Here is a 26,837-nt window from a genome sequence, read left to right as displayed (position 1 = left end):
ACCACCGAGCCCTGGCCGCGGGACTCCTCGCGGTCGGATTCCTCGGGGCGGCCGGTCACAGGGCCGAGGCGGCTAGACGCGCACCGACAGGTGGCGCGACGGCGAAAGGGCAGCTCATGACGGCACCGGGACAGGCTCGCACACTTCCTCGGATAGGCGATCTCGTGTACGACATCGAGCGCGAGGCCATCGGCCGCGTCGCCTATATCGACACCGGCGGGAACGTCGCCTGGGTCAAGCCCCAGAACGACGGCCCGGAATGGACCGCGCTGCCCGAGCAGCTCCGGGTCGCCGTGGACGGCGAACGCCGGTTTTCCGATAACGCTCGGTAATCACTCAGCAAGCGCTTAACCCGCGCTTATCTCTCGCTGATACGAGCGTCCCTGTTCGCCCGCGCCTTCCACGGGGGGAGGCGCGGGGTTGTCGGCTGTCCCCGATCCGCGGTATCGGCACACCTCGCGGTACGGGACTTCAGCACACCTCGCGGTACGGGACCTCCGGGATGTACGTCTTCCATTCGGCCCGGGAGAGCCCGCCCCCGGCCCGCGCGCAGACGGCGGCGGTGGCCCGGTCGGGGTCGACGGCGTACCTCTGGAGGGGGACGTGTTCGCCGGCGACCAGCAGGGTCCGGCCGTCCTTGCCGAAGGAGAGGGCCCGGACCGCGTCCCCCGCGGTGATCAGGGCGGATCCCAGCGGGCGGCTGGACGCGGTGTCCCACAGCCGCACCGTCCCCTTGTCCCCCGCCACGGCCAGGATCGTGCCGTCGGGCGAGTAGGCCAGGGCCTCCACGGGCTCGGCCGTCTCGCGCCCCTCGCCGGTGAGCGTCCCCGAGACGACGCCCAGGCGGCGCAGCGCGTCCCCGTCCCACAGCGTCACCTGTCCCGAGTCCGTGCCCAGGGCCAGCTGTTCACCGTCGGGGCTGTAGGCCAGCGCGTAGACCGAGTCCTGCGAGGGGGTCGACCGGGCCGGGTGTCCTGAAGGGAGGGTGAATCGCCGGCCGGACGCCGTGGTGACCAATCGCCCGTCGGGACGCACGGCGAGGGCGGCGGAGTCGGTGAAGGACATCGCGAGGTCGCCGGAACCGCCGACCAGGACGTCCGCCAGTCCGGGCGCCTGCCGCGTCACCCTCGTACGGCTACGCACTCGCCACAGGTCGAGGATCTCCGAGAACCGCCGATAGGCGACCACGGTCCCGCCGTCCGGTGTCAACGCGATCGACTCCACACCCGGGTCGCTCGTTTCCTTCGGGGTGAGGGGGAGGTCTGCCGTCTTGCGGCCGTGGCGCACATCCCACACCGTGACCCGCTCCGCCCGGTGCCCGCCGGTGCGGTCGTCCCGCTCGCTGAACCCATAGGCGAAGGTGCGCCCGTCCGCGCTGAACGCCATGAGCGGTTGGCAGGACCAACCCTTGTGCCCCGGTCGCGCGGTGGCCCGGCAGTCGGCCGGGGGCAGGGCGGCGGCCGGGGTTCCGTCGCCGGTGTGCCGCAGCTCGATCCGTGCGCGCCCGCCCGAGGTCCGTACCTCCGCGATCAGGCTCGCGTCGGGGCTGAACAGGGCCTCCCCGTCCCGCTTCGGCCCCCAACCGGCGGCTGTGGCGCCTCCCAGGTGGAGGGTGCGCACCGGGTCGCCCCCCATGCCCTCGCCCTCCTGGTAGCGGATCACCCCGTGGTCCGCGTCCAGCCACAGACCGGCGATCTGCCGCCCCGCCAAGGGGTGCCGGTAGACCGGCCTGTCCGGGCTGTCGATCCGCCACATCAGGATCTCCTGGCCATCCGTGGCCGCCAGCAGTCGCCCGTCACGGCTGGGGGCGAGGTCCCAGAGCCCGGCGTGGGAGATGCCCGGCAGTTCCTTCCCGGAGTCCAGCGCCCAGTCGCGGACCCCCTTCACGGTGCTGACCAGCAGCTTCCCGCCGTCCGCAGTGAGCACGAACTCCACGCCGTCGCTGTCCTCGCCCGCAGGGCAGGCCGCGCGCGAGGCGGCGGCCGGGAGCGTGCGTATCCGGCGGTGCGCGGGGACGTCCCAGACCTCCAGCTCGTTCTGGTCCGAACACAGCGCCAGCCTCCGGTCGTCCGCGCTGAGCGCCGGCTGCTGCATGGTCTCGCCGGCGCGCTGGAACAGGACGTGGCGGTGCCGGATGTCCCACAGCCGGAGCCGGTGTCCGTCCTCGACGAGGAGGGTGTGTCCGCTCGGCCCGAAGGAGACTTCACCGTTCCCGGAAAAGGGGAAACGAGGGCCGATGGGCCGACCGGAGGCGCGGTCCCGCAGTTGCAACCCGCTCTCCCCGTCCGTCACCACCTGCCGCCCGTCCGGGGAGACGGCCGTCACGGTCTCCGACTCGTCGCTCGTCCTGAACGAGCCGATCCGGCGGTGGGTGAGCACATCCCAGGCGACCGTCCGGCCCTTCTGCCCGTCGGAGGTGACGAGCGTACGGCCGTCAGCGCTCAGCGACGCCAGGTCGTTCACACCGGCCCCGGTGGCGGTGAAGGTGTCCCGCTCGCGCTGCGCCACCGCCCCCAGCAGCGCGGATCTCGCCTCCACCGTGTGGCTGATCTTCCACGCGGCCACGCTCAGCCGCAGCGCCGTCACCGGGTCCGCGTACCGCATGTTCTCCGCGACGGAGGCGATCCGGCGGGAGGTGGCCTCCGCGCGCCGCTGCTCACCCGTCCGGTTCTGCTGCCACGCCACCACCCCGGCCACCAGCGCCAGCACCAGCAGCAACGCCATCGAGCCCACGAACGCCCGCAGCCGCCGGCGCTCGCGCTTGCCCGCCGCCCGGCTGGCCGTCAGGAAGTCCCGTTCGGCTGCGGTGAGTTCGTCCGACCGGCCCGCCTCGCCGAACGCCTCCCACGCCTCCGCCAGCCGCGCGCCCCGGTAGAGCGCGCCGGGGTCCCGCCCCAGCTCCTCCCAGGCCCGGGCGGCCTCCGTCAGCTTGCGGTGCGTCCGCAGCCGCTGGCGGTCCTCGTCGATCCAGCCGCGCAGCCGGGGCCAGGCCGTGATCAGCGCCTCGTGGGCGAGGTCGACCGTGCCCTCGTCGAGGGTGACCAGCCGCGCCCGTACCAGGCGTTCCAACACCAGGGCCGTGTCGCCGGCCGCGCCGGGATCGGGGTCGGTGTCGGCGTCGGTGTCGGGGGTGCTGTCGGTGTCGGGGAGGGGGTCGGTGTCGGAATTGGGGTCGGTGCCGGGGCCGGGACCCCGGGCGGAATCGTGGTCGGTGCCGCCGGGGCCCGCCCCCCGTTCCGCCGGGTCCAGCCCCAGCTCCTCCCGGTCCACCGGGCGCCGCGTGTCCTGGGCCCCCTCGCCCGGGGTGATCAGCCGGAGCATGATCCGCCGGGCGGCCTCCAGTTGCCGCTCGCTCAGCTCCCCGTACACCCGTTCCGCGGTCAGGGCGATGGCCCCCTGGACGCCGCCCGCCTCCTCGTACGCCTCCTCGGTCAGCGTCCGCCCCCGGCGGCGGCGCCAGGTCTCCAGGAGGGCGTGGGACATCAGGGGCAGACCGCCGGGTTCGTCGGCGACCTCCTCGACGATCCTGGCGGTCAGCGCCCGTTCGACGATCAGACCTTCCGCGGCGGCCGGCTTGACGATCGCCTCCCGCAGCTCCGCCCGCCCCATCGGCCCGACCAGCAAGGTGGCGCCGCGCAGCGCCGCGGTCAGCTCCCGGTGTTCGGCGCAGCGGCCGAAGAAGTCGGCCCGTACGCCGAGGACCACGCGCAGCCGGCTGTTCTCGTCCCGGGCGGACAGCAGCCGCTCGATGAACCCGGCGCGCTCCGCCGGGTCCCGGCAGAGGGTGAAGACCTCCTCGAACTGGTCGACCACCAGCCAGGTGTCCCCGTCCCCGCCGCCCTTGTCGGAGCCGAGCGGGGCGAGCGCGGCGGCGTGGGTACGCAGGGGGCGGTCGCCCGGGGTGAGGACGCGGATCACGGCCGGGCGCGGCACGGTCGGCGCGCCGTCGCGCAGGGCGGGGATCAGGCCGGCCCGCAGCAGCGAGGACTTGCCGCTGCCCGAGGGGCCGAAGACGGCGACGAACCTCCTCTCGGCCACCAACTCCAGCAGCTCGGCAAAGAGTTGGTCGCGGCCGAAGAAGCGGTCGTGGTCGCCCGGCTCGAAGCGGGCCAGGCCGCGGTACGGCGGGGTGGCGTCCTCGTCGTCGGCGGGGCGGCCGGCCACCTCCTCCGCGGCCTCGCGCCAGCGGGCCTCCCATGCGGCCCGGTCGCCACCGCACGCCTCCACATACGCGAGGGCGACCCGCAGCGAGGGGAGTTGTTCTCCCGCGGCGGCCTGGGACAGCGTGGTGACGGAGTACGGGGCCCGCTGGGCCATGGACCGATAGGTCGGCCCGCCCGCCTCGGTCCGCAACTTGCGCAGCTCGTAGGCGAAACGCTGGACCGGGCCCGCGCTCGGATCCAGCGGACTCTCCCGACGGCCCATGCTCCATCCCCCCGTCAGACGCTCTTCCCATTGTTCCGTACGGCGGCGGGGGCTGCCGAACAACCGCCGGGCCGCTGAAGTGGACCGTACGTCTTCCACGGGGGTGAAGACGTGGCGGAGGGAAGGGAGCCGGACGTATGTCTCTTTGGGGGCGGATCGCCACGGCGGTCCTGGGGGTCGCCCTGTTGGTCGCCCCGCTGCTCCCCGTCTTCCCGGGGGTGCACGCGGAGACGGCGACGGGGGTCGTGCACGTCCCCGCGAGGTCCGCGGGCGGGGGGTGAAACGAGCGCGGCCCTGCCCCGATTCAGGAGGGCAGGGCCGCGTCGGCCGTGCGTGCGGTGCGCGCCGCACGGGCGGAGCGGGTCAGAGGGCGGCGTGCTCCTTCGCCGTGTCCGGGCCGCCGCGCCGCTCCGGCACGGCCGAGCCCGCGCCGTCCGCGCCGTCCGAGTCGTCCGCGGCCTCCACGCCGTGCCCGTCGGGCGACAGCGTCGTCTCGTCGAACGGCAGCCGCCCGGCGAGCACCTCCCGCATGCGCTCCTTGTCGATCTCCTTGGTCCAGGTGCCGACCAGGACGGTCGCGACCGCGTTGCCCGCGAAGTTGGTGAGGGCGCGCGCCTCGCTCATGAAGCGGTCGATGCCGACGATCAGGCCGACGCCGTCCACCAGGTCCGGGCGGTGCGACTGCAGCCCGCCGGCCAGCGTGGCCATGCCCGCGCCGGTCACGCCCGCCGCACCCTTCGACGCGATGATCATGAACGCGAGCAGGGATATCTGCTCGCCGATCGACAGCGGGTTGCCCATGGCCTCGGCGATGAACAGCGAGGACATGGTCAGGTAGATCGCGGTGCCGTCCAGGTTGAACGAGTAGCCGGTCGGCACGGTGATGCCCACGACGGGCTGGCTGACGCCCGCGTGCTCCATCTTGGCGATCAGGCGCGGCAGCGCGGACTCCGACGACGAGGTCGACACGATCAGCAGGAACTCGCGGGCCAGGTACTTCAGCAGCGAGAAGATGCTCACGCCCGAGACGAGCCGCAGGACCGTGCCCAGTACGAGGAACACGAACAGCGCACAGGTGATGTAGAAGCCGATCATGATGACGGCGAGCGACTTCAGCGCGTCCACGCCCGTCTCGCCGACCACCGCGGCTATCGCGCCGAAGGCACCCACCGGCGCCGCCCACATGATCATGGCCAGCACCCGGAACACCAGCCGCTGTATGTGGCCGATCCCGCGCAGCACCGGCTCGCCGCTCTTGCCCATGGCCTGCAGCGCGAAGCCGACCAGCAGCGCGACCAGCAGGGTCTGCAGCACCTCGGGCACGGTGAAGGCGGAGACGATCGTGGTCGGGATGATCCCGAGCAGGAAGTCCGTGGTGGACTCGTGGGCGCCCTCCGCCTGGCCCTGCCCGGCCTGCGCCGCCTCGTGGGTCAGGTGCAGCCCGCTGCCCGGCTCGATGATGTTGCCGACGACCAGGCCGATGGCGAGCGCCACGGTCGACATCAGCAGGAAGTAGCCGAGCGCGAGGCCACCGACCTTGCCGACCTTCGCGGCCTTCCGCACCGAACCCACGCCGAGCACGATCGTGCAGAAGATGACCGGCGAGATCATCATCTTGATGAGATTCACAAAGCCGGTGCCGAGCGGCTTGAGCTCCACCGCCGTATCGGGGGCGACGAAGCCCACCAGGATGCCGAGCCCGACCGCGGCGATCACCGCGATGTAGAGGTAGTGAATCCGGTCCTTCTTCGGCCGCCCGGCATCCGTACCCACGGAATCGGGCGGCGAGGTCTGCGCAGCCACGGTGCTGCCCCCTTCTGCTCTGCCGTCCAGCTGTCCCGGCTGATGCGTCGTGCGGCTCGCACTTCGCCCTGGACGGTCCCGAGGACTATGCACCCCGCCTGTGACGGCGGTCACCCTTCCGTTCATTTCGTTCACCGGGATTTCCCGGCGGATGCCCTGGCCTTCAGACCGGGGAGGAGTCCGGATTCCCGCGTAACGGGGCAGGGGAAGCAGGGTCGCCGCCGGGTGGATCCGAGGTCCGCGCCCGGGGAGCTGTGAGGGCGACCTCCAAGAAGGGTGGTAATTCTCCCGGAGTTGAGGGGCCGCCATTCCGTAGCAGCTTGGGCGGTCACCCGTTCGAGTAGTGCTGCCGGAACACGGAGTGGAATCCGAACGATGACACTACGTTGACGGCATGACGACGTCGAGTGAAGCCGAGGGGGCCGGGTATGCCCGGTACACGTACCGGCTTCGCGTGTCCTCGACCGCCCATACGATGCTGTTGGCGGAATGGGCTCGGTGCCGGTGGATCTGGAACGAGTGCGTGGCCAAGTCCAGGGCCACCCACCTGCACAACAAGGCCACGGGTGAGAAGCGGACCTGTGGCCCGGCGCAGCTCGACAGGATGCTGACGCGGGCGCGGGAGTGTATGCCGTGGCTGCGTGAGGGCTCCAGTGTGGTGCAGCAGCAGGTGATCCGGGACTTCGCTAAGTCGCGTGCCAAGGCTCAGAAGGACATCCGGGAGCGTGTGCCTCAGCGGCGGCGGGCGGGTATGCCGGGATGGAAGAGGAAGCGTGAGGCGTTGCCGACGCTGAATTACACCCGGCGCGGGTTCAGGCTCAGGGACGGGCGTCTGCACTTGGCGGGCGGGATCGTGCTGTCGGTGGTGTGGTCGCGGGGCCTGCCCGCCGAACCCTCCTCGGTGCGCGTGTACCAGGACAGTGTCGGGCACTGGTACTGCTCGTTCGTGGTCCCCGCCCAGGTGGAGCCGCTGCCGGAGACCGGCCGGGTGCTGGGCGTGGACTGGGGCGTGAAGCAGATAGCGACCACCACCTCCAACGCCCACGATCTCCCGCACGCGCAGTACGGCCGCAAGGCGCAGGCCAGGCTGAGCCGGTATGACCGGATGATGGCCCGCCGCAGACCGAAGAAGGGGCAGGCCGCCTCGAGGGGCTACCGCCAGGCGAGGAAGTGGCGGGCGAAGACCTACGCGAAGATCGCCCGGCAGCGCCAGGACACCGGTCGCAAGTGGGCGAAGAAGACCGTGCGCGACCATGACGCCATCGCCGTGGAGGACTTCAAACCCCAGTTCCTGGCCAAGTCCTCGATGACGCGGAAGGCGGCGGACGCGGCGATCGGCGCGGTGAAGAAGGCCCTGATCGAGATGGGTCGCAAGCACGGGCGGGACATCCGCTTGGTGCACCCCGCGTACACCACCATGGACTGCGGATCGTGCGGAGCGAGAACCAAGCACGCACTCCCGCTGTCCGAACGCACCTACACCTGCGCTGCGTGCGGAGCCGTCTCCCCCAGGGACAAGAACTCCGCCCGCGTGATGCTGGTCCGGGCCGGTCTCGACCCGGCTGGTGCCGAGGGCGTAAGACCTGCGGGAGCGCTGCTCCCGCAGGCAGCCTGAGCCAGGAATCCCCTCCCCTTGCAGGGAGGGGAGGATTCAAGAAACGGCCATGTGCAGGGCACACTGTGTGGCATGCGCGTCCCCCGCCCCCGGAGCCTGGCAGGCCAGCTGTTCGCGATGCAGGTCGTCCTGGTCGCGGCCGTGGTGGCGGGGTGCGCGATCTTCTCGTACGTCTCCGGGCGGAGCCAGGCGGAGGAGTCCGCCCGGCGCCAGGCCACCGCCGCGGCCACCGCGGTCGCCGACTCCCCCGCGGTCGCCGAGGCCGTACGCTCCGACGACCCCTCCGCCCGGCTCCAGCCGTACGCCGAGCGGGTGCGCCGCGACACCGGGGTCGCCTTCGTCACGATCATGAATCCGCGCGGGATCCGCTGGACCCACCCCGACCCGGACCGCATAGGGGAGAAGTTCCTCGGCAACACCGGGCCCGCGCTGCGCGGCCACATCTTCGACGAGACGTACACCGGCACCCTGGGCGCGTCCGTGCGCGTGGTGGCCCCGGTGCGCGACGCGCGGGCCGGGGGCAGGATCACCGCGCTGGTCAGCGCGGGCATCACCGTGGACACCATCAGCGCGCAGGTGCGCCGCCAGATGCTGGCGCTGCTCGTGGTCGCGTTCGCCGCGCTGACGATCGGCGGCATCGGCACCTACGTCATCAACGCCCGGCTGCGCCGCCACACCCACGGCATGAACGCCACCGAGCTGAGCCGGATGCACGACTACCACCAGGCCGCGCTGCACGCCGTGCGGGAAGGGCTGCTGATGCTCGACGGTCGGCGGCGGATCGCGCTGATCAACGACGCCGGGCGGGAGCTGCTCGGCCTCTCCGGGGACTCGGTCGGCCGGTACGTGGCCGACCTCGGCCTGCCCCCGCCGCTGACCGGCGCCCTGCTCGCCGCCGAGCCGCGCGTGGACGAGCTGCACCTGACCGCCGAGCGGGTCGTGGTCGTCAACACCTCCCCGGTCAGCAGCGGAGAGCAGCGCGGCACCGTCGTCACGCTGCGCGACCACACCGAGCTCCAGGCGCTGTCGGGCGAGCTGGACTCCGTACGCGGCTTCACCGAGGCCCTGCGCTCCCAGGCCCACGAGGCCGCCAACCGGCTGCACACCGTCGTCTCGCTGATCGAGCTGGGGCGCGCCGAGGAGGCGGTGGACTTCGCGACCGCCGAGCTGGAGCTGGCGCAGGTGCTCACCGACCAGGTCGTGGGGGCCGTCGCCGAGCCGGTGCTGGCCGCCCTGCTGCTCGGCAAGGCCGCCCAGGCCAACGAGCGCGGCGTGGAACTCGTCCTCGCCCCCGACAGCCGCATCGACGACGGGCTGCTCCCACCCGGCCTCCCGGCCCGCGACCTGGTGACGATCCTCGGCAATCTCATCGACAACGCCACGGACGCCGCCGCCGAGGGCGCCGGCCGCGGCGCGGCCCGCAGCGCCCGGGTCACGGTCACCGCCCGCGCGGCGGGCGGCGAGCTGACGCTGTGCGTACGCGACACGGGCGCCGGTCTTGACCCGGCGGCGGTCGAGGACGCCTTCGGGCGGGGCTGGAGCACCAAGTCCCCGGGCCGCGGGCTGGGGCTCGCCCTGGTCCGGCAGGCGGTGTCCCGCAACGGCGGCACGATCGAGGTCTCCCGGGCGGCGGACGGCGGCGCGGAGTTCACGGTCCGCCTGCCCCTGGCCGACCCGGCGGAGGGGGACGACACCGAGCCCCGCGACGAACCGGCAGCCGAATTCGCGCCCCGCAACGAGCCGGCGTCCCCCGCCTCGCGAGAGGAATCCGCCCGATGAGCCCGGCGCAGGCGAACCCGGCGCCGCCCGGCCCGATCCGGGTCCTCGTGGTCGAGGACGACCCCGTCGCCGCCGACGCACACCGGATGTACGTCGAGCGCGTCCCCGGCTTCACCGTCGTCGGCGCGGCGCGGACGCGCGGCGAGGCGCAGCGCCTGCTGGAGCGGACGCCCGCCGATCTCCTGCTCCTGGATCTGTATTTGCCCGATGGACACGGGCTGCAGCTCGTGCGGGGGCTGCGCGCGGCGGGCCACACCGCGGACGTCATCGCGGTGACCTCGGCCCGCGACCTCGCGGTGGTCCGGGAAGGGGTCTCGCTCGGGGTGGTGCAGTACGTCCTCAAACCGTTCACATTCGCAACGCTGCGGGACCGGCTGCTGCGCTACGCGGAGTTCCGCGCGAGCGTGGGCGAGGCCAGCGGACAGGACGAGGTGGACCGCGCGCTGGCCGCGCTGCGCGCGCCGCAGCCGGCCGAGCTGCCCAAGGGGCTGACCCCGGCCACCCTGCAAGCCGTGACCGACACGCTGCGCGCGGCCGAGGAGGGCATCTCGGCCGCCTCGACGGCCGAGGCGGTGGGGATCTCGCGGATCACCGCGCGCCGCTATCTGGAGCACCTGGTCGACGCGGGCCGGGCGGCGCGGGCCCCGCAGTACGGGCAGGTCGGCCGCCCGGAACTGGTCTACCGCTGGCTGACCGGGCACCACGCGGACTGAGCGATCAGGACTGAGCGACCACGGTGCGAGCCGGGCCCCGGACTCCGGCTCGTAGAGCAATAGGAAACTTTCCTATCCGACATCTTGTCGGCCGACCACACCACTCGCTAGCGTTCACGTCCGCAACCTCGCTCAATGGACAGCTGTTCGGTGCACGTATGCTCCCCTGTCGCCCTCGTTGCGCGTGTTGTCCCGGAGGACACCCCCCATGGAAAAGAAGTCCAAGCGCTCCCGCAGACTCGCGCTCGTCGCCACCTGTGGGCTGATAACCACCGGTGGTACGGCCGCCCTCGCCGCCACCGGCGCCCAGGCCGCCGCCCCTCGCGCCGCCGCCCCGAACGCCACGGCCGCGCACTCCGCCGCCCCGGGCGCCATGGCCGCGGCCAGCGGCCAGACCGGGCCGTACCTCTACCTCGGGTGGGGCAGCCCGCCCAGGGCCACGGATGTGATGGCGGCCACCGGCACCACCCAGTTCACGATGGCCTTCATCCTCTCGGACGGCGGCTGCAACCCGAAGTGGGACGGCTCCCGCGCGCTCACCGGCGGCGCCGACCAGTCCACGATCAACTCCATACGCTCGGCCGGCGGCGACGTCACGGTATCCTTCGGCGGCTGGAGCGGCGCCAAGCTCGGCGAGAAGTGCTCCTCGGCCTCCGCGCTGGCCGGCGCGTACCAGAAGGTGATCGACGCCTACAAGCTCAAGTCGATCGACATCGACATCGAGGCGAGCGAATTCGAGAACGCCACGGTCCGGCAGCGGGTGATCGACGCGCTGAAGATCGTCAAGCAGAAGAACAGCGGGATCAAGGTGTACGTCACCTTCGGGACGACCACCAGCGGCCCCGACGCCAATGGCAAGGACCTGGTCAGGCGCGGCGCGGCGAGCGGCGTGGACGTGGACGGCTGGACCGTCATGCCGTTCGACTTCGGCCAGGGCTCCCTCGACATGGCGGCGGCCACCAAGTCGGCGGTCGACGGCCTGAAGAACACGGTCGCGAGCGCCTACGGCCTGTCCTCCGACGCCGCGTACCGCAAGTCCGGCTTCTCCTCCATGAATGGCAAGACCGATGTCGCGGGCGAGACGGTCACCCTCGACAACTTCAAGTCCGTGGTCTCCTACGCCAAGAGCCACCACCTGGCCCGGGTCAGCTTCTGGTCGCTCAACCGCGACCGCGCGTGCGGCTCCGGCTCGGACGCGGACGCATGCAGCGGCATCAACCAGGGCACGTACGACTTCACCAAGGTGCTGGCGGGCTACACCGGCTGAGCGGGCGGGCACGGCCAGGCCGGATCCGGGGTTTACGGGCTGACGTTCGATCAAGGGCGTTCCTGGTCACGGGGATTGACCTTGCCCGGGAGCCGACCGTACGGTCGGCCCGCAGCCCCAGAGGCCAGCAAGGAGGTCGTGCCCGTGCGCCCCACCGCCCCACTGATCCTCAGCGCAGTCACGCTCGTCGCCGCCGCGGGACTCACCGCCTGCGGCGGCGGCTCGGGCAGCGACCCGGACACCGTCAAGGTCGCCTACCCCCGCAGCACCGACAACAAGATCAGATTCAAGGACAACTACCTGGCCGGGGTGAAGAAGGACTTCGAGAAGGCGAACCCCGGCAAAAAGGTCAAGCTGATCCCGATCCAGGCGCAGGACAACGACTACGCCACCAAGGTCCAGCAGATGATGCGGTCCCCCAAGACCGCGCCCGACCTGGTCTACGAGGACACCTTCCGGATCAACTCCGACATCAAGGCCGGCTATCTCCGCCCCCTCGACGACTATCTGGACAAGTGGAAGACCTGGGACCGGTTCGTCGACACCGCCAAGGCCGCGGCCAAGGCCGAGGACGGCAAGACGTACGGCGTCCCGGACGGCACCGACACCCGCGGCCTGTGGTTCAACAAGAAGATCTTCGCGAAAGCCGGGCTGCCGGCCGACTGGCAGCCCAAGAACTGGGACGAGATCCTCGACGCGGCCCGCACCATCAAGGAGAAGGTCCCCGGCGTCACCCCGCTCAACGTCTACACCGGCAAGGCCCCCGGCGAGACCGCCGTCATGCAGAGCTTCGAGATGCTGCTGTACGGCACGGGCGAGAACCCGCTGTACGACCCGAAGGCGAAGAAGTGGGTCACCGGCGGCAAGGGCTTCGAGGACTCCCTGAACTTCCTCAAGACCGTCTACTCCGAGAAGCTGGGCCCCGACGTCTCCGACGCCCTCGACCCCAACGTCGGCACCACCGTCTACAGCGAGTGGCTGCCGGAAGGCAAGCTCGCCATCGCCCTCGACGGCTCCTGGCTCGGCCAGAACTGGCTGAAGACCGGCGGCAAGCCCTGGCCGGAGTGGTCCAAGACCCTCGGCCAGGCGGCCATGCCCACGCAAAACGGCCAGGCACCCGGCAAGGTCAGCATGTCCGGCGGCTGGACCTGGGCGATCACCGCCAAGTCCAAGAACCCCGACCTGGCCTGGAAGTTCATCGAGCAGCTCCAGACCAAGAAGAACGCGGTCGAATGGTGCGTGGTCGGCGCCCAGATCGCGGTCCGCGACGACGTCGCCAAGGACCCCCGCTATCTGTCCTCCATGCCCGGCATCACCTTCTTCACCGGCCTGGTGAAGTACACCCACTACCGGCCGGCGCTCCCCGTCTACCCGCAGGTCTCCACCGCGATCGGCGAGGCCATGGAGTCGGTGACCACGGGTGACGCCTCACCCGGCGAGGCCGCGAAGTCGTACGGCGGTCAACTCGACTCGATCGCCGACGGCGCCACGGTGGCCAAGGGCTGATGGCGACCGCGACCAAGGTGGCGGCGGCCCCGGCCGCCCCGACGCGGCCGGGGCGCCGCCGCCCCCTGCGCTGGCTCCCCCTCGCCCCGGCCACCGCCCTCCTGCTGCTCTTCCTCGGCGGGCCGATCGGCTACTGCGTCTACATCGCCTTCACCGACATGCAGCTGACCGGGGCCGCCACCACGAACTTCGTCGGCCTCGACAACTTCCGGCGCGCCTTCGCCGACGACGACTTCCGCAACGCCGTCGTCCTCACCCTCGTCTTCACCTTCCTGTCCTCGCTCATCGGCCAGAACACCCTCGGCCTCGCCCTCGCCACCGCCATGCGGCGCGCCTCCAAGCCGATCCGCACCCTCACCGGCTCCATCGTCATCGCGGCCTGGGTGGTGCCCGAGATCGTCGCGGGCTTCCTGCTGTACGCCTTCTTCCGCCGCGAGGGCACCCTCAACGCCGTTCTGGACTGGCTCCACCTGCCGTCCCAGAACTGGCTCTACACCCTCCCCATCCTCGCCGTCTCCTTCGCCAACGTCTGGCGCGGCACGGCCTTCTCCATGCTCGTCTACTCCGCCGCGCTCTCCGAGATCCCCCAGGAGATCAACGAGGCCGCGGAAGTCGACGGCGCGAGCGGCCCGCGCCGCTTCTGGCACGTCACCCTGCCGATGATCCGCCGCTCCATCGGCACCAACCTGATGCTCAACACCCTCCAGACCCTGTCCGTCTTCGGCCTCATCTGGGCCATGACCCGAGGCGGCCCCGGCAACCGCAGCCAGACCCTCCCGGTCTTCATGTACGACCAGGCGTTCAACAAGTCGCTCATCGGCTACGGCACGGCGGTGGCCCTGCTGTTGCTGCTGGTCGGCGCGGTGTTCTCGGTGGTCTACCTGCGGCTGATGCGCGAGGAGGTCTGAACGACGGCCTCCCGGAAGGCGGCCCAGGCAGCGGGCGCCACGTGGAGTATGGGGCCCCCGGGCTGCTTGGAGTCGCGTATCGCGACGGTGTCGGGGTGGTTGGTGGCCACCTCGACGCACTCGCGGTCTGCGGAGCTGTAGCTCGACTTGCGAAACTCAAGAGCGTTCATTTCTCACACCTCTTCGCGGAGGACGTTGATGAATGACCTGCTCTCTGGCTCAGTGAGGGCGCTTCGGGAAATGCACTCGAACAGCTTCTGATGTTGGGCTGCCTCGTCGCCTCCCTCGACCCACAACTGACCGAGGGCGATCTCTGTATACACCAGATCCATCGCCCCGGGCTCGGCGAACGAGATGATGTTGAAGGCGCCACCCATACCCACGTGCGCCCCGGCCGTGAACGGCAGCACCTGGATCGTGACGTGCGGTTCTTCCGCGACGTGGCACAGATGCGCCAACTGCGAGCGCATCACCTCGCGTCCGCCGACCTGTTGCCGAAGCACGCTTTCGTGGATCACCGCCCACAGGGCCAGTACGGGTTCTTCGGAGAGCCGCCGCTGACGGGCGACTCGGGCGGCGACCAACTTCTCGCCCTTGTCCGGGTGGTCGCGCATCGAGGCGCCTTGAGCCAATGCGCGGAGGTAGTCCGGAGTCTGCAGCAGACCAGGCACATAGCTGAGCTGCCACGTCCTGATGCTGGTCGCCACGCTCTCCAGGGCGACGTACTCCTGCATCTCACCGAGGTCGGGGAAGTCGTTCCACCAGCCCTTGGCCTTACGGCGCCCACGATCCACCCGCGCCAGCTCCAACAGTCCGCCCACCACCGCCGGATCACTCACGCCGTACAGCTCGCACAGGGCCCGGATGTCCGGATCGCGCATGGGGACCCAGCCGCGTTCCATCTTGGCGACCTTGGTCGTTGACGCCGTAAGCGCTGTGGCGGCGTCGAGTTGGGTGAGCCCCGCCCCGGTGCGGAGCTTGATCAGCTCACCGCCAAGTCTGCGGCCCAGAACGGTCGAGGTGCTGTTTCCCTGCATCGGCTGACTTCTCGTCACATGGACAGTCTGGCCTCGCCGGGCACAGCACCGCAAACACGTCCGGAGGATTTCCTCCGGGAGGAACTTGTGTTGATCTAGAAGTCGGCAATACGGTCCGTGATGAACCGCTTGCGCAGCGAGGTTGTCCGGACCGGCGATCCGCCACGCCCTCGCGCGCCCAGGCCCGAAACCGCCTGCTGGAGGTGACGCGATGGCATTCGCGCCCCAAGACCCCCGGATCCCCGACCCCGACGACCCCGTCCTCCAGGACGACCGCGTCGACTACGCCCCCTTCCCCAGAAGCGTGACCTCCGCCCGCCGCTACACCGCGCGGCTGGTCGCCCACTGGGGCCATCCCGCCCTCGCGCAGGACGCCGAGCTGATCGTCTCCGAGCTGGCCGCCAACGCCGTGCTCCACGGCAGCGTGCCGGGGCGCCACTTCCGCGTCCGGCTCACCCTCACCAAAAACCACCTGCGCATCGCCGTCTCCGACGCCAAGGGGGAACGTGTCCCCCGGCCGCGCCGCCCCACCCCCGACGACAAGTTCGGGCGCGGGCTCCTCATCGTCCGTGCGCTGGCGGCCCGCTGGGGCGTGCGGGAGCGGATCGTGGGCAAGGAGGTGTGGGTCGAGCTGGACATCGCCCGCCCACTGGCCGGACCCTGACCACCCCAGCCGCCTCGATGCCAGCGACTTTGCGGTGAGTATCGGACAGCGACACGCCGTGGTGTCGGCGTGTCGCTGTCCGATACTCACCGCACCCACGTATTGGGGGGAAAGTCACTGGCAACGGGTCTAGCCTCGCAAGGTCGTTGTTCGCGCCCTTGAGGAGACCGCCATGACCGAGCCCTTCCCGCCCATAGAGCCGTACGCGCACGGCCTCCTCGACGTCGGCGACGGAAACCGGATCTACTGGGAGACCAGCGGGAACCCCGACGGGAAGGCGGCCCTGTGTGTGCACGGCGGCCCCGGCAGCGGGGGCGGGCGCGGGAGTCGCGCGATGTTCGATCCCGAGGTCTACCGGATCGTCCTGTTCGACCAGCGGGGCTGTGGTGAGAGCCTGCCGCACGCCTCCGACCCGGCCGTCAGCCTCGATCACAACACCACCGACCACCTCATCGCCGACATGGAGCGGCTGCGGGAGCACCTGGGCGTCGAGCGCTGGCTGCTCTACGGCGGTTCCTGGGGCTCGACGTTGATCCTCGCCTACGCGGAGCGCCACCCGGAGCGGGTCTCCGAGATCGTCATCGCCGGTGTCACCATGACCCGGCCGGAAGAAACCGACTGGCTCTACCGGGGCGTCGGACGCCTGCTGCCCGGCGCCTGGGAGGCGTTCCGCGACGCGCTGCCGGAGTCGGACCGGAGCGGCAACATCGTGGCCGCGTACAACCGGCTGCTGAACAGCCCGGACGAGGCAGTCCGGGTCAAGGCGGCGCGGGACTGGTGCGCCTGGGAGGACGCCGTCATCGCCCATGAGGCCCTGGGACACCCGGGCTACTACAGCGACAAGCCCGATGACGGACTGATGGCCTTCGTCCGGATCTGCGCCCACTACTTCGCCAACGACGCCTGGCTGGAGGACGGACAACTGCTCCGTGACGCGCACCGGCTGGCGGGGATCCCGGCGGTGCTGATCCACGGCCGGCTCGACCTGGGCAGCCCGCTGAAGACCGCGTGGGAGCTGTCCAAGGCATGGCCGGACGCGGAGCTGAAGGTCATCGACGACTCGGGGCACACGGGGAGCCCCGCGATGCGGGACGCGGTCCTGGAGGCGATCGCGCGGTTCGGTGCGAACGGCCGTTCAAACAAGTCGAGGTGAGGCGGGGGACGTTCTAAGGTCCTCGCTTGTGACTGAACCTTCCTCCTACCTCGCCACCACGGCGGATTCCTACGACGCCGTGGCCGTCCTCTACGCCGAACTCTTCCGGAACGAACTCGACGGACAACCGCTGGACCGGGCCGTGCTCGCCGCGTTCGCCGAGCTGGCCGGTTCCGCCGGCGGCGGGCCCGTCGCCGAGCTGGGGTGCGGCCCGGGACGGGTGACCGCGCATCTGCGGAACCTGGGGCTGGACGTGTTCGGCGTGGACCTGTCGCCGGTGATGATCGACACCGCCCGGGAGACCTACCCGGACCTGCGGTTCGAGGTCGGCTCCATGGACGCCCTGGACCTCGCCGACGGCGAGCTGGGCGGCATCCTGTCCTGGTACTCGGTCATACACACCCCACCGCAGCACCTCCCCGCGTACTTCGCCGAGTTCCGGCGGGTGCTCGCACCCGGCGGCCACCTCCTGCCCGGCTTCTTCGAGGCGGAGGACGAGCAGGTCACGCCGTTCGACCACAAGGTGACCACGGCCTACGCGTGGCCGATCGACGACCTCGCGCGGCTGGCCGGCGACGCCGGATTCACCGAGATCGGCCGGATGACGCGCCAGCCGTGCGAGGGCGAACGGCCGCTCCGCCATGGCCGTCTGCTGATGCGTAAGGACGAGCGGCTCGGGTGACCTCGCTCCACGAGCCGGCCGAGCGCGGTGCTACGCGCCGCGCTCGCGGCTCGATTCCGTTGATGTGACGGGAGTCTTCCCCCACGGCCGGGCGGACGGTTTCATAGACGGGACGCTGATCAACACGCTGATCGACTGCGCCGGCAGGCGCGAGGAGGTCCGAGGTTGTCCGCACTGCCCGGCCGCACGTTGTCCCGGCCCACCACGTCCCAGCCGCCGTCCGGACCGCGTACCGCCGGGCCGCCCGCCGCCTGGTCCCCCGCCGCCTGGTCCCCCCGCACCCGCCGCCGACTGGCCGCCGACGCCGCCCTGCTCGTCGTCGCCGCGGCCTTCGTGCTCCCCCTGGCCTGGCTCCTCCTGGCCTCCCTGGACGGCGAGGCCACCCTGCGCGTGTCCGTCCCCGACTCCCCCACGCTGGACAACTTCCAGGCGGTGTGGACGGACGAGATCACCTTCACTCCGATGCTCAACAGCCTGCTGCTGTGCGGCGGAGCCACCGTCCTCACCGTGGCCTGCGCGGCGCTCGCGGCCTATCCGCTGTCCCGGTTCCGCTCCCGCCTCGTGCGCCCGTACCTGATGACGATCCTGTTCAGCACCTGCCTACCGATCACCGCGATCATGGTCCCGGTCTACGGCCTCTTCGTACAGGTCGATCTCGTCGACACGATGTACGGCACGGCCCTGTTCCTGGCCGCCTCCCAACTCCCGTTCGCGGTCTGGCTGATGAAGAACTTCATGGACGGCGTCCCGGTCATCCTCGAAGAGGCCGCGTGGACGGACGGCGCGTCCTGGCCACAGACCCTGACCCGCGTGATCCTGCCCCTGATGGGGCCGGGCATGACGGTCGTGATGATCTACAGCTTCATCATGATGTGGGGCAACTTCTTCGTGCCCTTCATGCTGCTGCTCAGCCCCGACCAACTTCCGGCGTCGGTCACCATCTTCACCTTCTTCGGCAACTACGGCCAGGTCGCCTACGGCCAGCTCGCGGCCTTCTCCATCCTCTACTCGACCCCCGTGATCCTGCTGTACGTGCTGATCGCCCGCCGGATGGGCGGCGGCTTCGCGCTCGGAGGGGCGGTCAAGGGGTGATGGGAACCCGCCGTGGGCGCCCGCCGTCCGCGGGCACCGGGAGCAGCGCGGCCTCGGCGCCAGCCGGGCAGGCGGGCGCCTCAGTCCGCTGTGCCGGGGGGCACGACCCATCGCATTGGCTGCCCCGTCACGGCTGTGATCATGTCGTAGTCGCCGTCATAGTGCAGGACGACAGCACCGTGACGTTCGGCGGTCGCCGCGATCACGAGGTCCGATACCGAGAGCGCCTTCCAGTTACCAGCCGCGATGAGCTGGGTCTGCACATCAAGGGCACGGTCCCATGCCTCATCAGGGGTCGGAAGCCAGTCGAAGCCGCGCATCTCGTCGCGGATGCGTTCCGCGTCCGTCTTCGACCGGGCGCTGTGCAACACCTCCAGCTCGACGGCGCCGCACACGGCAAGCAGACCCGCGTTGTGCAGCGGCTCGATCACCGCACGGACGGCCGGCTTCGGGTAACGGGCGAGCGCGGACTTGTCGATGAGGTAGCGATCGGTCATGCGGCCTGGTGTGGATCAGCCGGAGCCTCCACGGGACCCGTCAGGTCGGGCAGCCCACCTTCGGCCAGCCAGTTCAGGAACGATGCGCGTTTGCGACGCTTGATCGCGTCTTCCAGCGCGGCATTCACCGTAGCGACCTTGGTCGTAGTGCCAAAGATCTCCGCGGCCTCGGCGAGCATCTCGTCGTCGACGTCGATGACGGTTCGTGCCATGTGCCCTCCTCCGGAACGATGCCCCATACCTCTTTCAGGATATCGAATTTTACGCGATCAGATATCGCGCGGTGGGCCGTGCGACCAGAGCGGCGACTGCATACCCCTGGCCGCCGGCCCTGGTCACCCGCCCTTCGGCGTGACCGGCGCCCCGCAGCCGTGGCCGCGGGCCGAGCGTTCCGCGAAGGCCTTGAGGGCGGTGCGCTCGTACGACAGGTCGGGGCGGCGGCGGGTGTTGTCCTCGGTGCCGTCGGCGCGGACCAGGAACAGCGCGTCCTCGGCGCCGTCCGGGCAGGCGGCGGTGGCCCAGTAGGCGCTGCGGCCGAGGCGGCCGGCGGGTTTGTCGGCGGGGGCGGGGCCGTCCTGGGTGGGGGCGTCGGCGTATTCGGCGCGGGCCTGTTCGGCGTAGGGGCCGTAGTAGGCGTCGAGGCGGTAGCGCGGCGAGCCGTCGCGTGCGCCGAGGGCGCAGGTCTCGCGGGGGGCCCGGTCGCGGGCGGTCTCGCGGGCCGTGGACACGCTGGAGCGGGCGGCCGTCGGGACGCCGGCGCAGGTGCCCTTGGCGCCCAGGAGCGGCTCGTACTCGTCCTCGTTGACCGGCAGGCCGACCGTGCGGACCGGGGTGCCCAGGCGCGCGCCGCAGCCCCAGTGGTCGTTGGCCGCCTTGGCGGTGGCGGTCGCGGTGCGGACGAAGTCGGGGCGGGCGGCGGGGTCGTCGAGGGTGACGCCGCCGAGCTTGGTCTCGACCGTGATGAGCAGGCTGCTGCCGCCCTTGGCGCAGTCGAGCAGCACGGCGGTGGTCGCCTCGCCGTCCTCGCTGTCGCCCTGGCGCACGTTCTCCGTGCCGAAGAGGCCGGACCAGCCGTGGCCGAGGGGGACCGCGATGGTGTCTCCCCCGGGGACGGAGGTGTACAGCCCGGCGATGCCGTACCCGGTGCGGGGGCGCGGCGCGCCCGCGATGGTCACCCGGACGCTGCCCTTGCCGTCCGCGGTCACCTCGCAGCGTACGGCCAGGGTGTTGGTGCTCTTGGCCTCGGCGTCGAACGTGCCCTCGGTGCGGTTGCTCACGCTGATGTCGCCGTCCCCGAGCACCGCGCGGACATCCTTCGCGGGCAGCACCCCGTCGCAGGCCGCGTCGAGCGCGCGGTCGTCGCTGCCCGCCATCCACACGATCGCGCCCGCCAGCGCGGCGAGCGCCAGTACGGCGGCCCCGAGGCCCCACAGCCGGCGGCGGGTGAGCCACCCGGCACCGCGCAGTCCGTTCAGTGCCGGTCCGTTCAGTGCCATCAGTGCCACTCCTCGACTTCCCCGAGCACCTTCGTGTCGCGGCACCCCGCCGACTTGGGCCAGCCGTCCGCGGCGCTCAGGTAGCGGTCCAGCACCGTGCGCGCCGTACGGGAGAGCTTGGCGTGCTCCTTGGCGCTGAGGGTGGCGGTCGCGCCGTCCTCGATGAGGATCGCGGGGATCACCGAGACGCGGTGGTAGGTCTCCCGGCCGTCGCACACCGAGCGGGCCCACAGGGCGAGCTGGGGGTCGTCGGCGTAGGAGGAGATGCGGTCCTCGCCCTGGGCGCCCGCCTGCTCCCGGCCGCCGTTCCCGCCCTTCCCACTGTCGCTGTTCCCGTCGTCGCCGTTCCCGCCGTCGCCCGACGGCCTTCCCCGGCTCTGGGTCGCTCCCCACCCCGGCACATGGCCCTCACGCTCGTACGCGTCGTACGCGGTCCGGCCGAGGATGCCCGCCCAACTGGCCGCCTCGACCCCGGTGATCTGCCAGTCCCGCGGCTGTGTGCCGTCGTTGTCCTCGGCCTCGGCGTCCCAGGTGCCCTGGCAGGCGCTCACCAGGCCGGAGTCCTCGATGTCGCCGAGCGTGGTCCAGGGCCCGGACATCAGGCCGGGCAGCGAGCGGGGGTTGATCCAGCCGCACTTGCGCAGGTCGCGGCCGGGCTCCTCGACGCGTTCCGACTGCCAGTCGGCGTTGTCGTTGTACGCCTGGTAGGTGTCCAGCACCCGGGTGGGCACCTTCAGCGGGGCGCTTCCGCAGTTCTGTGCCTTGGTGATGGCGTTCGCGACGTGGACGGCGGTGCGGAAGCCGGTGAGGGCGGTGGCCCGGTCGGCCCTGGCGCGCTTCTCGCGCTCGGCCTGGCTGTCGCCGCCCTGGTGTTCGCCGTCGGTGACGAGGACCGCGACATACAGGTCGGTCGTGGGCCGGACCCGGCCGCGCAGGCCCCCCACGCACTCGGCCACCACCCAGGCGCCGCGCCTGCCGTACTGGCCAGTGGTCCCGGGGGCCACGTACGTGCCGTCGGCGCCGGCGGTGCCGAGGAGGTCGTCGGTCTGCATGCCCTCGGGGACGTCGGAGACCAGCGCCTCGGCGTGGACCGTGACGCCGTACCCGTCTCCCCAGGACAGCGAGCAGTCCAGCAGCGAGCGGGACTCCTGGCCGGGTTCGAGCATGGTGCCGTGCTGGGTGAGCTCCCCCGCCCGGCCGTCGGGGACCAGCCGCCTCAGGTCCTCGTACGGCAGGGCGCCGTCGCACGCCTTGCGCAACTGGGCGCGGTTGGCCGCGAGATGGCCGCCGTCGTCGCCGTCGCGGACCGCGATGACGACGACCGCGACCAGTGCCGTGACGAGTACCACCAGGGCCGTGTGGCGCAGCCACACGCGGGCCCACAACCGACGCATCCCGCCCCCGCTCCTTCGTCCCCCTTGATCAGAGCCTTGATCAGTCCGATCGGCCAGTGGCGTTGATCAAGCCGGGACAGTACCAGAGGCGTGTCCGCCGGGGCGCGGGCCGGGAGAGGTGCGGGAGCGGAACCGGAAGCGGTCGAAGCGCGCGTCAGAAGCTCAGAAGACCGACAGCTCAGAAGACCGACTCGGCCTCGTCCATGCGGTCCACCGGCACCGTCTTGAGCTCGGTGACCGCCTCGGCGAGCGGCACCATCGTGATGTCGGTGCCGCGCAGCGCGGTCATCATGCCGAAGTCGCCGCGGTGGGCGGCCTCCACGGCGTGCCAGCCGAAGCGGGTGGCCAGGACCCGGTCGTACGCGGTGGGGGTGCCGCCGCGCTGGACGTGGCCGAGGATGACCGGGCGGGCCTCCTTGCCGAGGCGGCGCTCCAGCTCGGCGGCGAGGCGGTTGCCGATGCCGGTGAACCGCTCGTGGCCGTACTGGTCGATCTCGCCCTTCTTGTACTCCATCGTGCCCTCGGCGGGGTGCGCGCCCTCGGCGACGCAGATCACCGCGAACTTCTTGCCGCGGGAGAAGCGCTCCTCGACCATCTTCACCAGCGCGTCGATCTCGAAGGGCCGCTCCGGCAGGCAGATGCCGTGGGCGCCGCCGGCCATGCCGGACTCCAGCGCGATCCAGCCCGCGTGGCGCCCCATGACCTCGACGACCATGACCCGCTGGTGCGACTCGGCGGTGGTCTTGAGCCGGTCCATGGCCTCGGTGGCGACGCCGACGGCGGTGTCGAAGCCGAAGGTGCGGTCGGTGGAGGAGATGTCGTTGTCGATCGTCTTGGGCACGCCGACGATGGGCAGCCCGGCGTCGGAGAGCATCCGGGCCGCGGTGAGGGTGCCCTCGCCGCCGATCGGGATCAGCACGTCGATGCCGTAGTCGCGGGCGTGGTCCTTGGAGGTCTCGCAGGCCTCGCGCAGCCGCGCCCGCTCCAGGCGGGAGGAGCCGAGGATGGTGCCGCCGCGGGAGAGGATGCCGGCCACCGCGTCCAGGTCGAGCTTGCGATGGCGGCCGTCGAGCAGCCCCTTGAAACCGTCCTCGAACCCGATGACCTCGTCACCGTGTCCGGCCACCGCGCGGTGGACGACCGACCGGATCACAGCGTTCAGGCCGGGGCAGTCGCCGCCTGCGGTGAGAACTCCGATGCGCATCGTGCTGTGTCTCCTGCTGCCTACGGGTAGATGTGAGCCAGTCCGATTGTTTCATGGGCCCGGCCGTGCTGTGGCCCCGCTGGAGCTGACCCGTGGGTAACGCTTGACTGACCCGCACATGACGCATACCTGACGCGCGCTTTATCCGCGCCCGCAGGTATTGTCAAGGGGACAGGGCCGCCTTTACGGCCGTTTTTGGGGAAGTTTCGGCCTGACGCAGTCGAGCGCAGTCGAGAAGGACAGAGTCGACAAGGATCGGAGTGCAGGGCGTGACGCGCAGCGTGTACGTGACCGGGATCGAGCGCGGCGACGGCCGCCAGGTCGTCGAGCTGGGGGTCATGGAGCTGCTGACCCGCCATGTCGACCGGGTCGGCGTGTTCCGTCCCCTGGTCCACGACGACCCCGACCGCCTCTTCGAGCTGCTGCGGGCCCGCTACCGGCTGAGCCAGGCGCCGGAGAGCGTCTTCGGGACCACCTACGAGGAGGCGGCCGCCCTCCAGGCCGAGCAGGGCACCGAGGAGCTGGTGTCGTACCTGGTCGGCCGCTTCCACGAGGTGGCCCGCACTTGCGAGTACGTCCTGGTCCTGGGCAGCGACTACGCCGCGACCAGCCTCCCCGACGAGTTGGGGCTCAACGCGCGGCTGGCGAACGAGTTCGGCGCCTCGGTGATCACCGTCGTGGGCGGCCAGCACCAGAGCGCGGAGTCGGTGGGCGCCGAGGCGCACAACGCCTACCGCGCCTACGAGGCGCAGGGCTGCGACGTCGTCGCCGTCGTGGTGAACCGGGTGGCCCCCGGCGACCGGGAGGCCGTCGCCGAGCGGCTGAGCGGCCGCCTGCCCGTGCCGTGCTACACGCTGCCCGAGGACGCCTCGCTGTCCGCGCCCACCGTCTCGCAGGTGGTGCGCACCCTGGGCGCCGAGGTGCTGCTGGGCGACCACGCGGGGCTGTCCCGGGACGTGCGGGACTTCGTCTTCGGCGGCGCCATGCTGCCCAGCTTCCTGCCCGCGCTGACCGAGGGCTGCCTGGTGGTGACCCCCGGCGACCGGGCCGATCTGATCGTCGGGGCGCTGGCGGCGCACAGCGCGGGCGCCCCGCCCATAGCCGGGGTGCTGCTGACCCTGGACGCGCGGCCCGGCCCGGACATCCTGGCGCTGGCCTCCCGGCTGGCCCCCGGCACCCCGGTGGCGGCGGTGGCGGGCGGCAGCTTCCCGACCGCGGCCGAGCTGTTCGCGCTGGAGGGCAAGCTCACCGCGGCCTCGCCGCGCAAGGCCGAGACCGCGCTCGGCCTGTTCGAGCGGCACGTGGACACCGCCGAGCTGACCGCCCGGATCTCGGTGGCCCGCTCCGGCCGGGTCACCCCGATGATGTTCGAGCACGAGCTGATCGAGCGGTCCCGGGCGGGCCGCCGCCGGGTCGTCCTCCCGGAGGGCACGGAGGAGCGGGTGCTGCGCGCGGCCGATGTGCTGCTGCGCCGCGACGTGTGCGACCTCACGCTGCTGGGCGAGGAGGACGCGATCCGCAAGCGCGCCGCCGAGCTGGGCATCCAGCTGGCCGACGCCCAGATCATCGATCCGCAGACCTCGCCGCTGCGCGAGCGCTTCGCCGAGCTGTACGCGCGGCTGCGCGCCCACAAGGGCGTCTCCCAGGAGCTGGCCTACGACGTGGTCGCCGATGTCTCGTACTTCGGCACGCTGATGGTGCAGGAGGGCCTGGCCGACGGCATGGTCTCCGGCGCGGTGCACTCCACGGCCGCCACCATCCGGCCCGCCTTCGAGATCATCAAGACCGCGCCGGGCGCCCAGATCGTCTCCTCCGTGTTCTTCATGTGCCTGGCGGACCGGGTGCTGGTGTACGGCGACTGCGCGGTCAACCCGGACCCGAACGCCGAGCAGCTCGCGGACATCGCCATCCAGTCGGCGACGACGGCAGCCCAGTTCGGCGTGGAGCCGCGGATCGCGATGCTCTCGTACTCCACCGGCACCTCCGGCTCCGGCGCGGACGTCGACAAGGTGCGCAAGGCGACCGAGCTGGTCCGCGAGCGCCGGCCGGACCTGCTGGTCGAGGGCCCGATCCAGTACGACGCGGCGGTGGACGCGGCCGTCGCGGCGACCAAGCTGCCGGACTCGGAGGTGGCGGGCAGGGCCACGGTCCTGATCTTCCCGGACCTGAACACCGGCAACAACACCTACAAGGCGGTGCAGCGGTCGGCGGGCGCCGTCGCGGTCGGCCCGGTGCTGCAGGGGCTGCGCAAGCCGGTGAACGATCTCTCCCGCGGGGCACTCGTCCAGGACATCGTCAACACCGTATCGATCACGGCCGTCCAGGCCCAGACGCCCGCCCCCGTCTCCCCCGTACAGAAAGCACCCACCGCGTGAACAGCTCCGTGAACGGCTCCCGAGTCCTCGTCCTCAACTCCGGCTCCTCGTCGGTCAAGTACCAGCTGCTGGACATGGCCGACGGCAGCCGGCTCGCCTCCGGCATCGTGGAGCGGATCGGGGAGGGCCCCGTCGCCGACCACTCGGCCGCGCTCAAGCAGGTCGCCGAGGAGCTGGCCGGGCAGGGTCTCGGCCTGGACTCGCCCGCGCTCGCGGCGGTCGGCCACCGGGTGGTGCACGGCGGCACCCGGTTCACCGAGCCGACCCTGATCACCGACGAGGTGGTCGAGGAGATCGAGAAGCTGGTGCCGCTGGCCCCGCTGCACAACCCGGCGAACATCACCGGCATCAAGGTGGCCCGCGACCTGCGCCCGGACCTGCCGCAGGTCGCGGTGTTCGACACCGCGTTCCACGCGACGATGCCGGAGTCCGCGGCGCGGTACGCCGTCCACCGGGAGACCGCCGACCGGTACGGGGTGCGGCGCTACGGCTTCCACGGCACCTCGCACGCGTATGTCTCGCGCGCCACCGCCGCGCTGCTGGGCCGGGACCTGGCCGAGGTCAACACGATCGTGCTGCACCTGGGCAACGGGGCCAGCGCCTCCGCCGTGCGCGGCGGGGTGTGCGTGGACACCTCGATGGGGCTGACCCCGTTGGAGGGCCTGGTCATGGGTACCCGCTCGGGAGACCTGGACCCGGCGGCGATCTTCCACCTGGCCCGGGTCGGCGGGATGTCGGTCGACGAGATCGACACCCTGCTCAACAAGCGCAGCGGGCTGCTGGGCCTGTGCGGGGACAACGACATGCGGGAGATCGGCCGCCGGATGGGCGAGGGCGACCCGGAGGCGCAGCTGGCCTTCGACGTCTACATCCACCGGCTGCGGAAGTATGTGGGCGCGTACGCCGCGGTGCTGGGGCGGGTGGACGCCATCGCCTTCACCGCGGGCGTCGGGGAGAACTCGGCGGCGGTGCGGGAGGCGGCGCTGCGCGGCCTGTCCGTGTTCGGCATCGAGGTGGACGCGGTGCGCAACGCGCTGCGCGGTTCCTCGACGCGGCTGATCTCCACGGAGACCAGCCGGGTCGCGGTGGCCGTGGTGCCGACCGACGAGGAGCTGGAGATCGCCAGCCAGGCGTACGACCTGGTCACCGCCTAGTTTCCGGCCCTTCCGGCGGTCGTGCCCCGGTATTGCGCCGACTGACATAGCTTAAAAATTCCGCTCCGAAACA

The 26,837-nt window shown here is 71.4% G+C and carries 23 protein-coding genes; 14 read left to right on the top strand and 9 right to left on the bottom strand.

Annotation, left to right across the window (positions count from 1 at the left end):
- Positions 1-164 precede the first annotated feature (164 nt).
- On the top strand, positions 165-332 hold the full coding sequence (locus tag ABFY07_RS15435; RefSeq protein WP_346175042.1) for a hypothetical protein: 168 nt from the start codon (positions 165-167) through the stop codon (positions 330-332).
- A 139-nt stretch (positions 333-471) separates the two neighbouring features.
- Here ABFY07_RS15435 and ABFY07_RS15430 read toward each other — a convergent pair whose 3' ends face one another.
- The gene (locus tag ABFY07_RS15430; protein WP_346175041.1) at positions 472-4,425 is read right to left on the bottom strand and encodes an nSTAND1 domain-containing NTPase; all 3,954 of its coding nucleotides are present in this window, start codon (positions 4,423-4,425) and stop codon (positions 472-474) included.
- Positions 4,426-4,562: 137 nt separating this feature from the next.
- Here ABFY07_RS15430 and ABFY07_RS15425 point away from each other — a divergent pair, with 137 nt between their 5' ends.
- A complete protein-coding gene (locus ABFY07_RS15425) occupies positions 4,563-4,706 on the top strand; it encodes a hypothetical protein (RefSeq protein WP_346175040.1) in 144 nt (47 codons plus the stop codon).
- A gap of 82 nt (positions 4,707-4,788) precedes the next feature.
- Here the strand turns inward: ABFY07_RS15425 and ABFY07_RS15420 are convergent, their stop codons facing one another.
- A complete protein-coding gene (locus tag ABFY07_RS15420) occupies positions 4,789-6,228 on the bottom strand; it encodes a cation:dicarboxylate symporter family transporter (RefSeq protein WP_428836930.1) in 1,440 nt (479 codons plus the stop codon).
- Between the two features lie 394 nt (positions 6,229-6,622).
- On the opposite strand from ABFY07_RS15420, the gene ABFY07_RS15415 reads away from it, so the two are divergent.
- From ABFY07_RS15415 to ABFY07_RS15390, 6 genes are all read left to right on the top strand, one after another.
- Complete coding sequence (locus tag ABFY07_RS15415; RefSeq protein ID WP_346175039.1) at positions 6,623-7,843, top strand: RNA-guided endonuclease InsQ/TnpB family protein; 1,221 nt, start codon at positions 6,623-6,625, stop codon at positions 7,841-7,843.
- 72 nt (positions 7,844-7,915) lie between these two features.
- Complete coding sequence (locus ABFY07_RS15410; RefSeq protein ID WP_346175038.1) at positions 7,916-9,622, top strand: sensor histidine kinase; 1,707 nt, start codon at positions 7,916-7,918, stop codon at positions 9,620-9,622.
- Positions 9,619-10,335 carry a response regulator gene (locus ABFY07_RS15405; RefSeq protein ID WP_346175037.1) on the top strand — a complete coding sequence of 239 codons (717 nt, stop codon included), beginning with the start codon at positions 9,619-9,621 and terminating at the stop codon, positions 10,333-10,335. Before ABFY07_RS15410 ends, ABFY07_RS15405 begins: the two co-directional genes overlap by 4 nt.
- Before the next feature lie 208 nt (positions 10,336-10,543).
- Positions 10,544-11,602: a chitinase gene (locus ABFY07_RS15400; protein WP_346175036.1), complete on the top strand. Its 1,059-nt coding sequence runs from the start codon at positions 10,544-10,546 to the stop codon at positions 11,600-11,602.
- Between the two features lie 144 nt (positions 11,603-11,746).
- A complete protein-coding gene (locus tag ABFY07_RS15395) occupies positions 11,747-13,108 on the top strand; it encodes an extracellular solute-binding protein (RefSeq protein WP_346175035.1) in 1,362 nt (453 codons plus the stop codon).
- Entirely contained in the window at positions 13,108-14,016 is a 909-nt protein-coding gene (locus tag ABFY07_RS15390) for a carbohydrate ABC transporter permease (RefSeq protein WP_346175034.1), read from the top strand. The genes ABFY07_RS15395 and ABFY07_RS15390 overlap by 1 nt, the downstream gene beginning before the upstream one ends.
- Here the strand turns inward: ABFY07_RS15390 and ABFY07_RS15385 are convergent.
- Together ABFY07_RS15385 and ABFY07_RS15380 are read right to left on the bottom strand one after the other, a co-directional pair.
- Complete coding sequence (locus ABFY07_RS15385; RefSeq protein ID WP_346175033.1) at positions 13,986-14,186, bottom strand: DUF397 domain-containing protein; 201 nt, start codon at positions 14,184-14,186, stop codon at positions 13,986-13,988. The genes ABFY07_RS15390 and ABFY07_RS15385 overlap by 31 nt on opposite strands.
- 3 nt (positions 14,187-14,189) lie before the next feature.
- Positions 14,190-15,053: a helix-turn-helix domain-containing protein gene (locus ABFY07_RS15380; RefSeq protein WP_346175032.1), complete on the bottom strand. Its 864-nt coding sequence runs from the start codon at positions 15,051-15,053 to the stop codon at positions 14,190-14,192.
- Between the two features lie 211 nt (positions 15,054-15,264).
- On the opposite strand from ABFY07_RS15380, the gene ABFY07_RS15375 reads away from it, so the two are divergent.
- The 4 genes from ABFY07_RS15375 to ABFY07_RS15360 all read left to right on the top strand — a co-directional run bounded on the left by ABFY07_RS15375 (position 15,265) and on the right by ABFY07_RS15360 (position 18,644).
- On the top strand, positions 15,265-15,717 hold the full coding sequence (locus ABFY07_RS15375; protein ID WP_346175031.1) for an ATP-binding protein: 453 nt from the start codon (positions 15,265-15,267) through the stop codon (positions 15,715-15,717).
- A gap of 172 nt (positions 15,718-15,889) precedes the next feature.
- Positions 15,890-16,870, top strand: coding sequence for a prolyl aminopeptidase (gene pip, locus ABFY07_RS15370; RefSeq protein WP_346175030.1), 981 nt, complete (start codon positions 15,890-15,892; stop codon positions 16,868-16,870).
- 28 nt (positions 16,871-16,898) lie between these two features.
- The gene (locus ABFY07_RS15365; protein WP_346175029.1) at positions 16,899-17,552 is read left to right on the top strand and encodes a class I SAM-dependent DNA methyltransferase; all 654 of its coding nucleotides are present in this window, start codon (positions 16,899-16,901) and stop codon (positions 17,550-17,552) included.
- A gap of 291 nt (positions 17,553-17,843) precedes the next feature.
- Positions 17,844-18,644 (top strand): carbohydrate ABC transporter permease, encoded by an 801-nt coding sequence (locus tag ABFY07_RS15360; RefSeq protein WP_346175064.1) that lies wholly within the window; start codon positions 17,844-17,846, stop codon positions 18,642-18,644.
- 80 nt (positions 18,645-18,724) lie between these two features.
- Here ABFY07_RS15360 and ABFY07_RS15355 read toward each other — a convergent pair whose 3' ends face one another.
- From ABFY07_RS15355 to ABFY07_RS15335, 5 genes are all read right to left on the bottom strand, one after another.
- A complete protein-coding gene (locus tag ABFY07_RS15355; protein WP_346175028.1) occupies positions 18,725-19,141 on the bottom strand; it encodes a PIN domain nuclease in 417 nt (138 codons plus the stop codon).
- Positions 19,138-19,353 carry a type II toxin-antitoxin system VapB family antitoxin gene (locus ABFY07_RS15350; RefSeq protein ID WP_014179945.1) on the bottom strand — a complete coding sequence of 72 codons (216 nt, stop codon included), beginning with the start codon at positions 19,351-19,353 and terminating at the stop codon, positions 19,138-19,140. The genes ABFY07_RS15355 and ABFY07_RS15350 overlap by 4 nt, the downstream gene beginning before the upstream one ends.
- A 123-nt stretch (positions 19,354-19,476) precedes the next feature.
- The gene (locus ABFY07_RS15345; protein ID WP_346175027.1) at positions 19,477-20,637 is read right to left on the bottom strand and encodes a hypothetical protein; all 1,161 of its coding nucleotides are present in this window, start codon (positions 20,635-20,637) and stop codon (positions 19,477-19,479) included.
- Positions 20,637-22,031 (bottom strand): hypothetical protein, encoded by a 1,395-nt coding sequence (locus ABFY07_RS15340; protein WP_346175026.1) that lies wholly within the window; start codon positions 22,029-22,031, stop codon positions 20,637-20,639. Before ABFY07_RS15340 ends, ABFY07_RS15345 begins: the two co-directional genes overlap by 1 nt.
- 178 nt (positions 22,032-22,209) lie before the next feature.
- The gene (locus ABFY07_RS15335; protein WP_065964717.1) at positions 22,210-23,235 is read right to left on the bottom strand and encodes an ATP-dependent 6-phosphofructokinase; all 1,026 of its coding nucleotides are present in this window, start codon (positions 23,233-23,235) and stop codon (positions 22,210-22,212) included.
- A gap of 269 nt (positions 23,236-23,504) precedes the next feature.
- On the opposite strand from ABFY07_RS15335, the gene pta reads away from it, so the two are divergent.
- The gene (pta, locus tag ABFY07_RS15330) at positions 23,505-25,610 is read left to right on the top strand and encodes a phosphate acetyltransferase (protein WP_346175025.1); all 2,106 of its coding nucleotides are present in this window, start codon (positions 23,505-23,507) and stop codon (positions 25,608-25,610) included.
- An 8-nt stretch (positions 25,611-25,618) separates the two neighbouring features.
- Positions 25,619-26,764: an acetate kinase gene (locus tag ABFY07_RS15325; RefSeq protein ID WP_346175063.1), complete on the top strand. Its 1,146-nt coding sequence runs from the start codon at positions 25,619-25,621 to the stop codon at positions 26,762-26,764.
- Positions 26,765-26,837: the final 73 nt, after the last annotated feature.

It is taken from the genome of Streptomyces sparsogenes subsp. cuspidosporus (assembly GCF_039532705.1).
Lineage (GTDB): Bacteria > Actinomycetota > Actinomycetes > Streptomycetales > Streptomycetaceae > Streptomyces > Streptomyces sparsogenes.
This window is presented reverse-complemented; position numbering and strand designations above follow the sequence as displayed.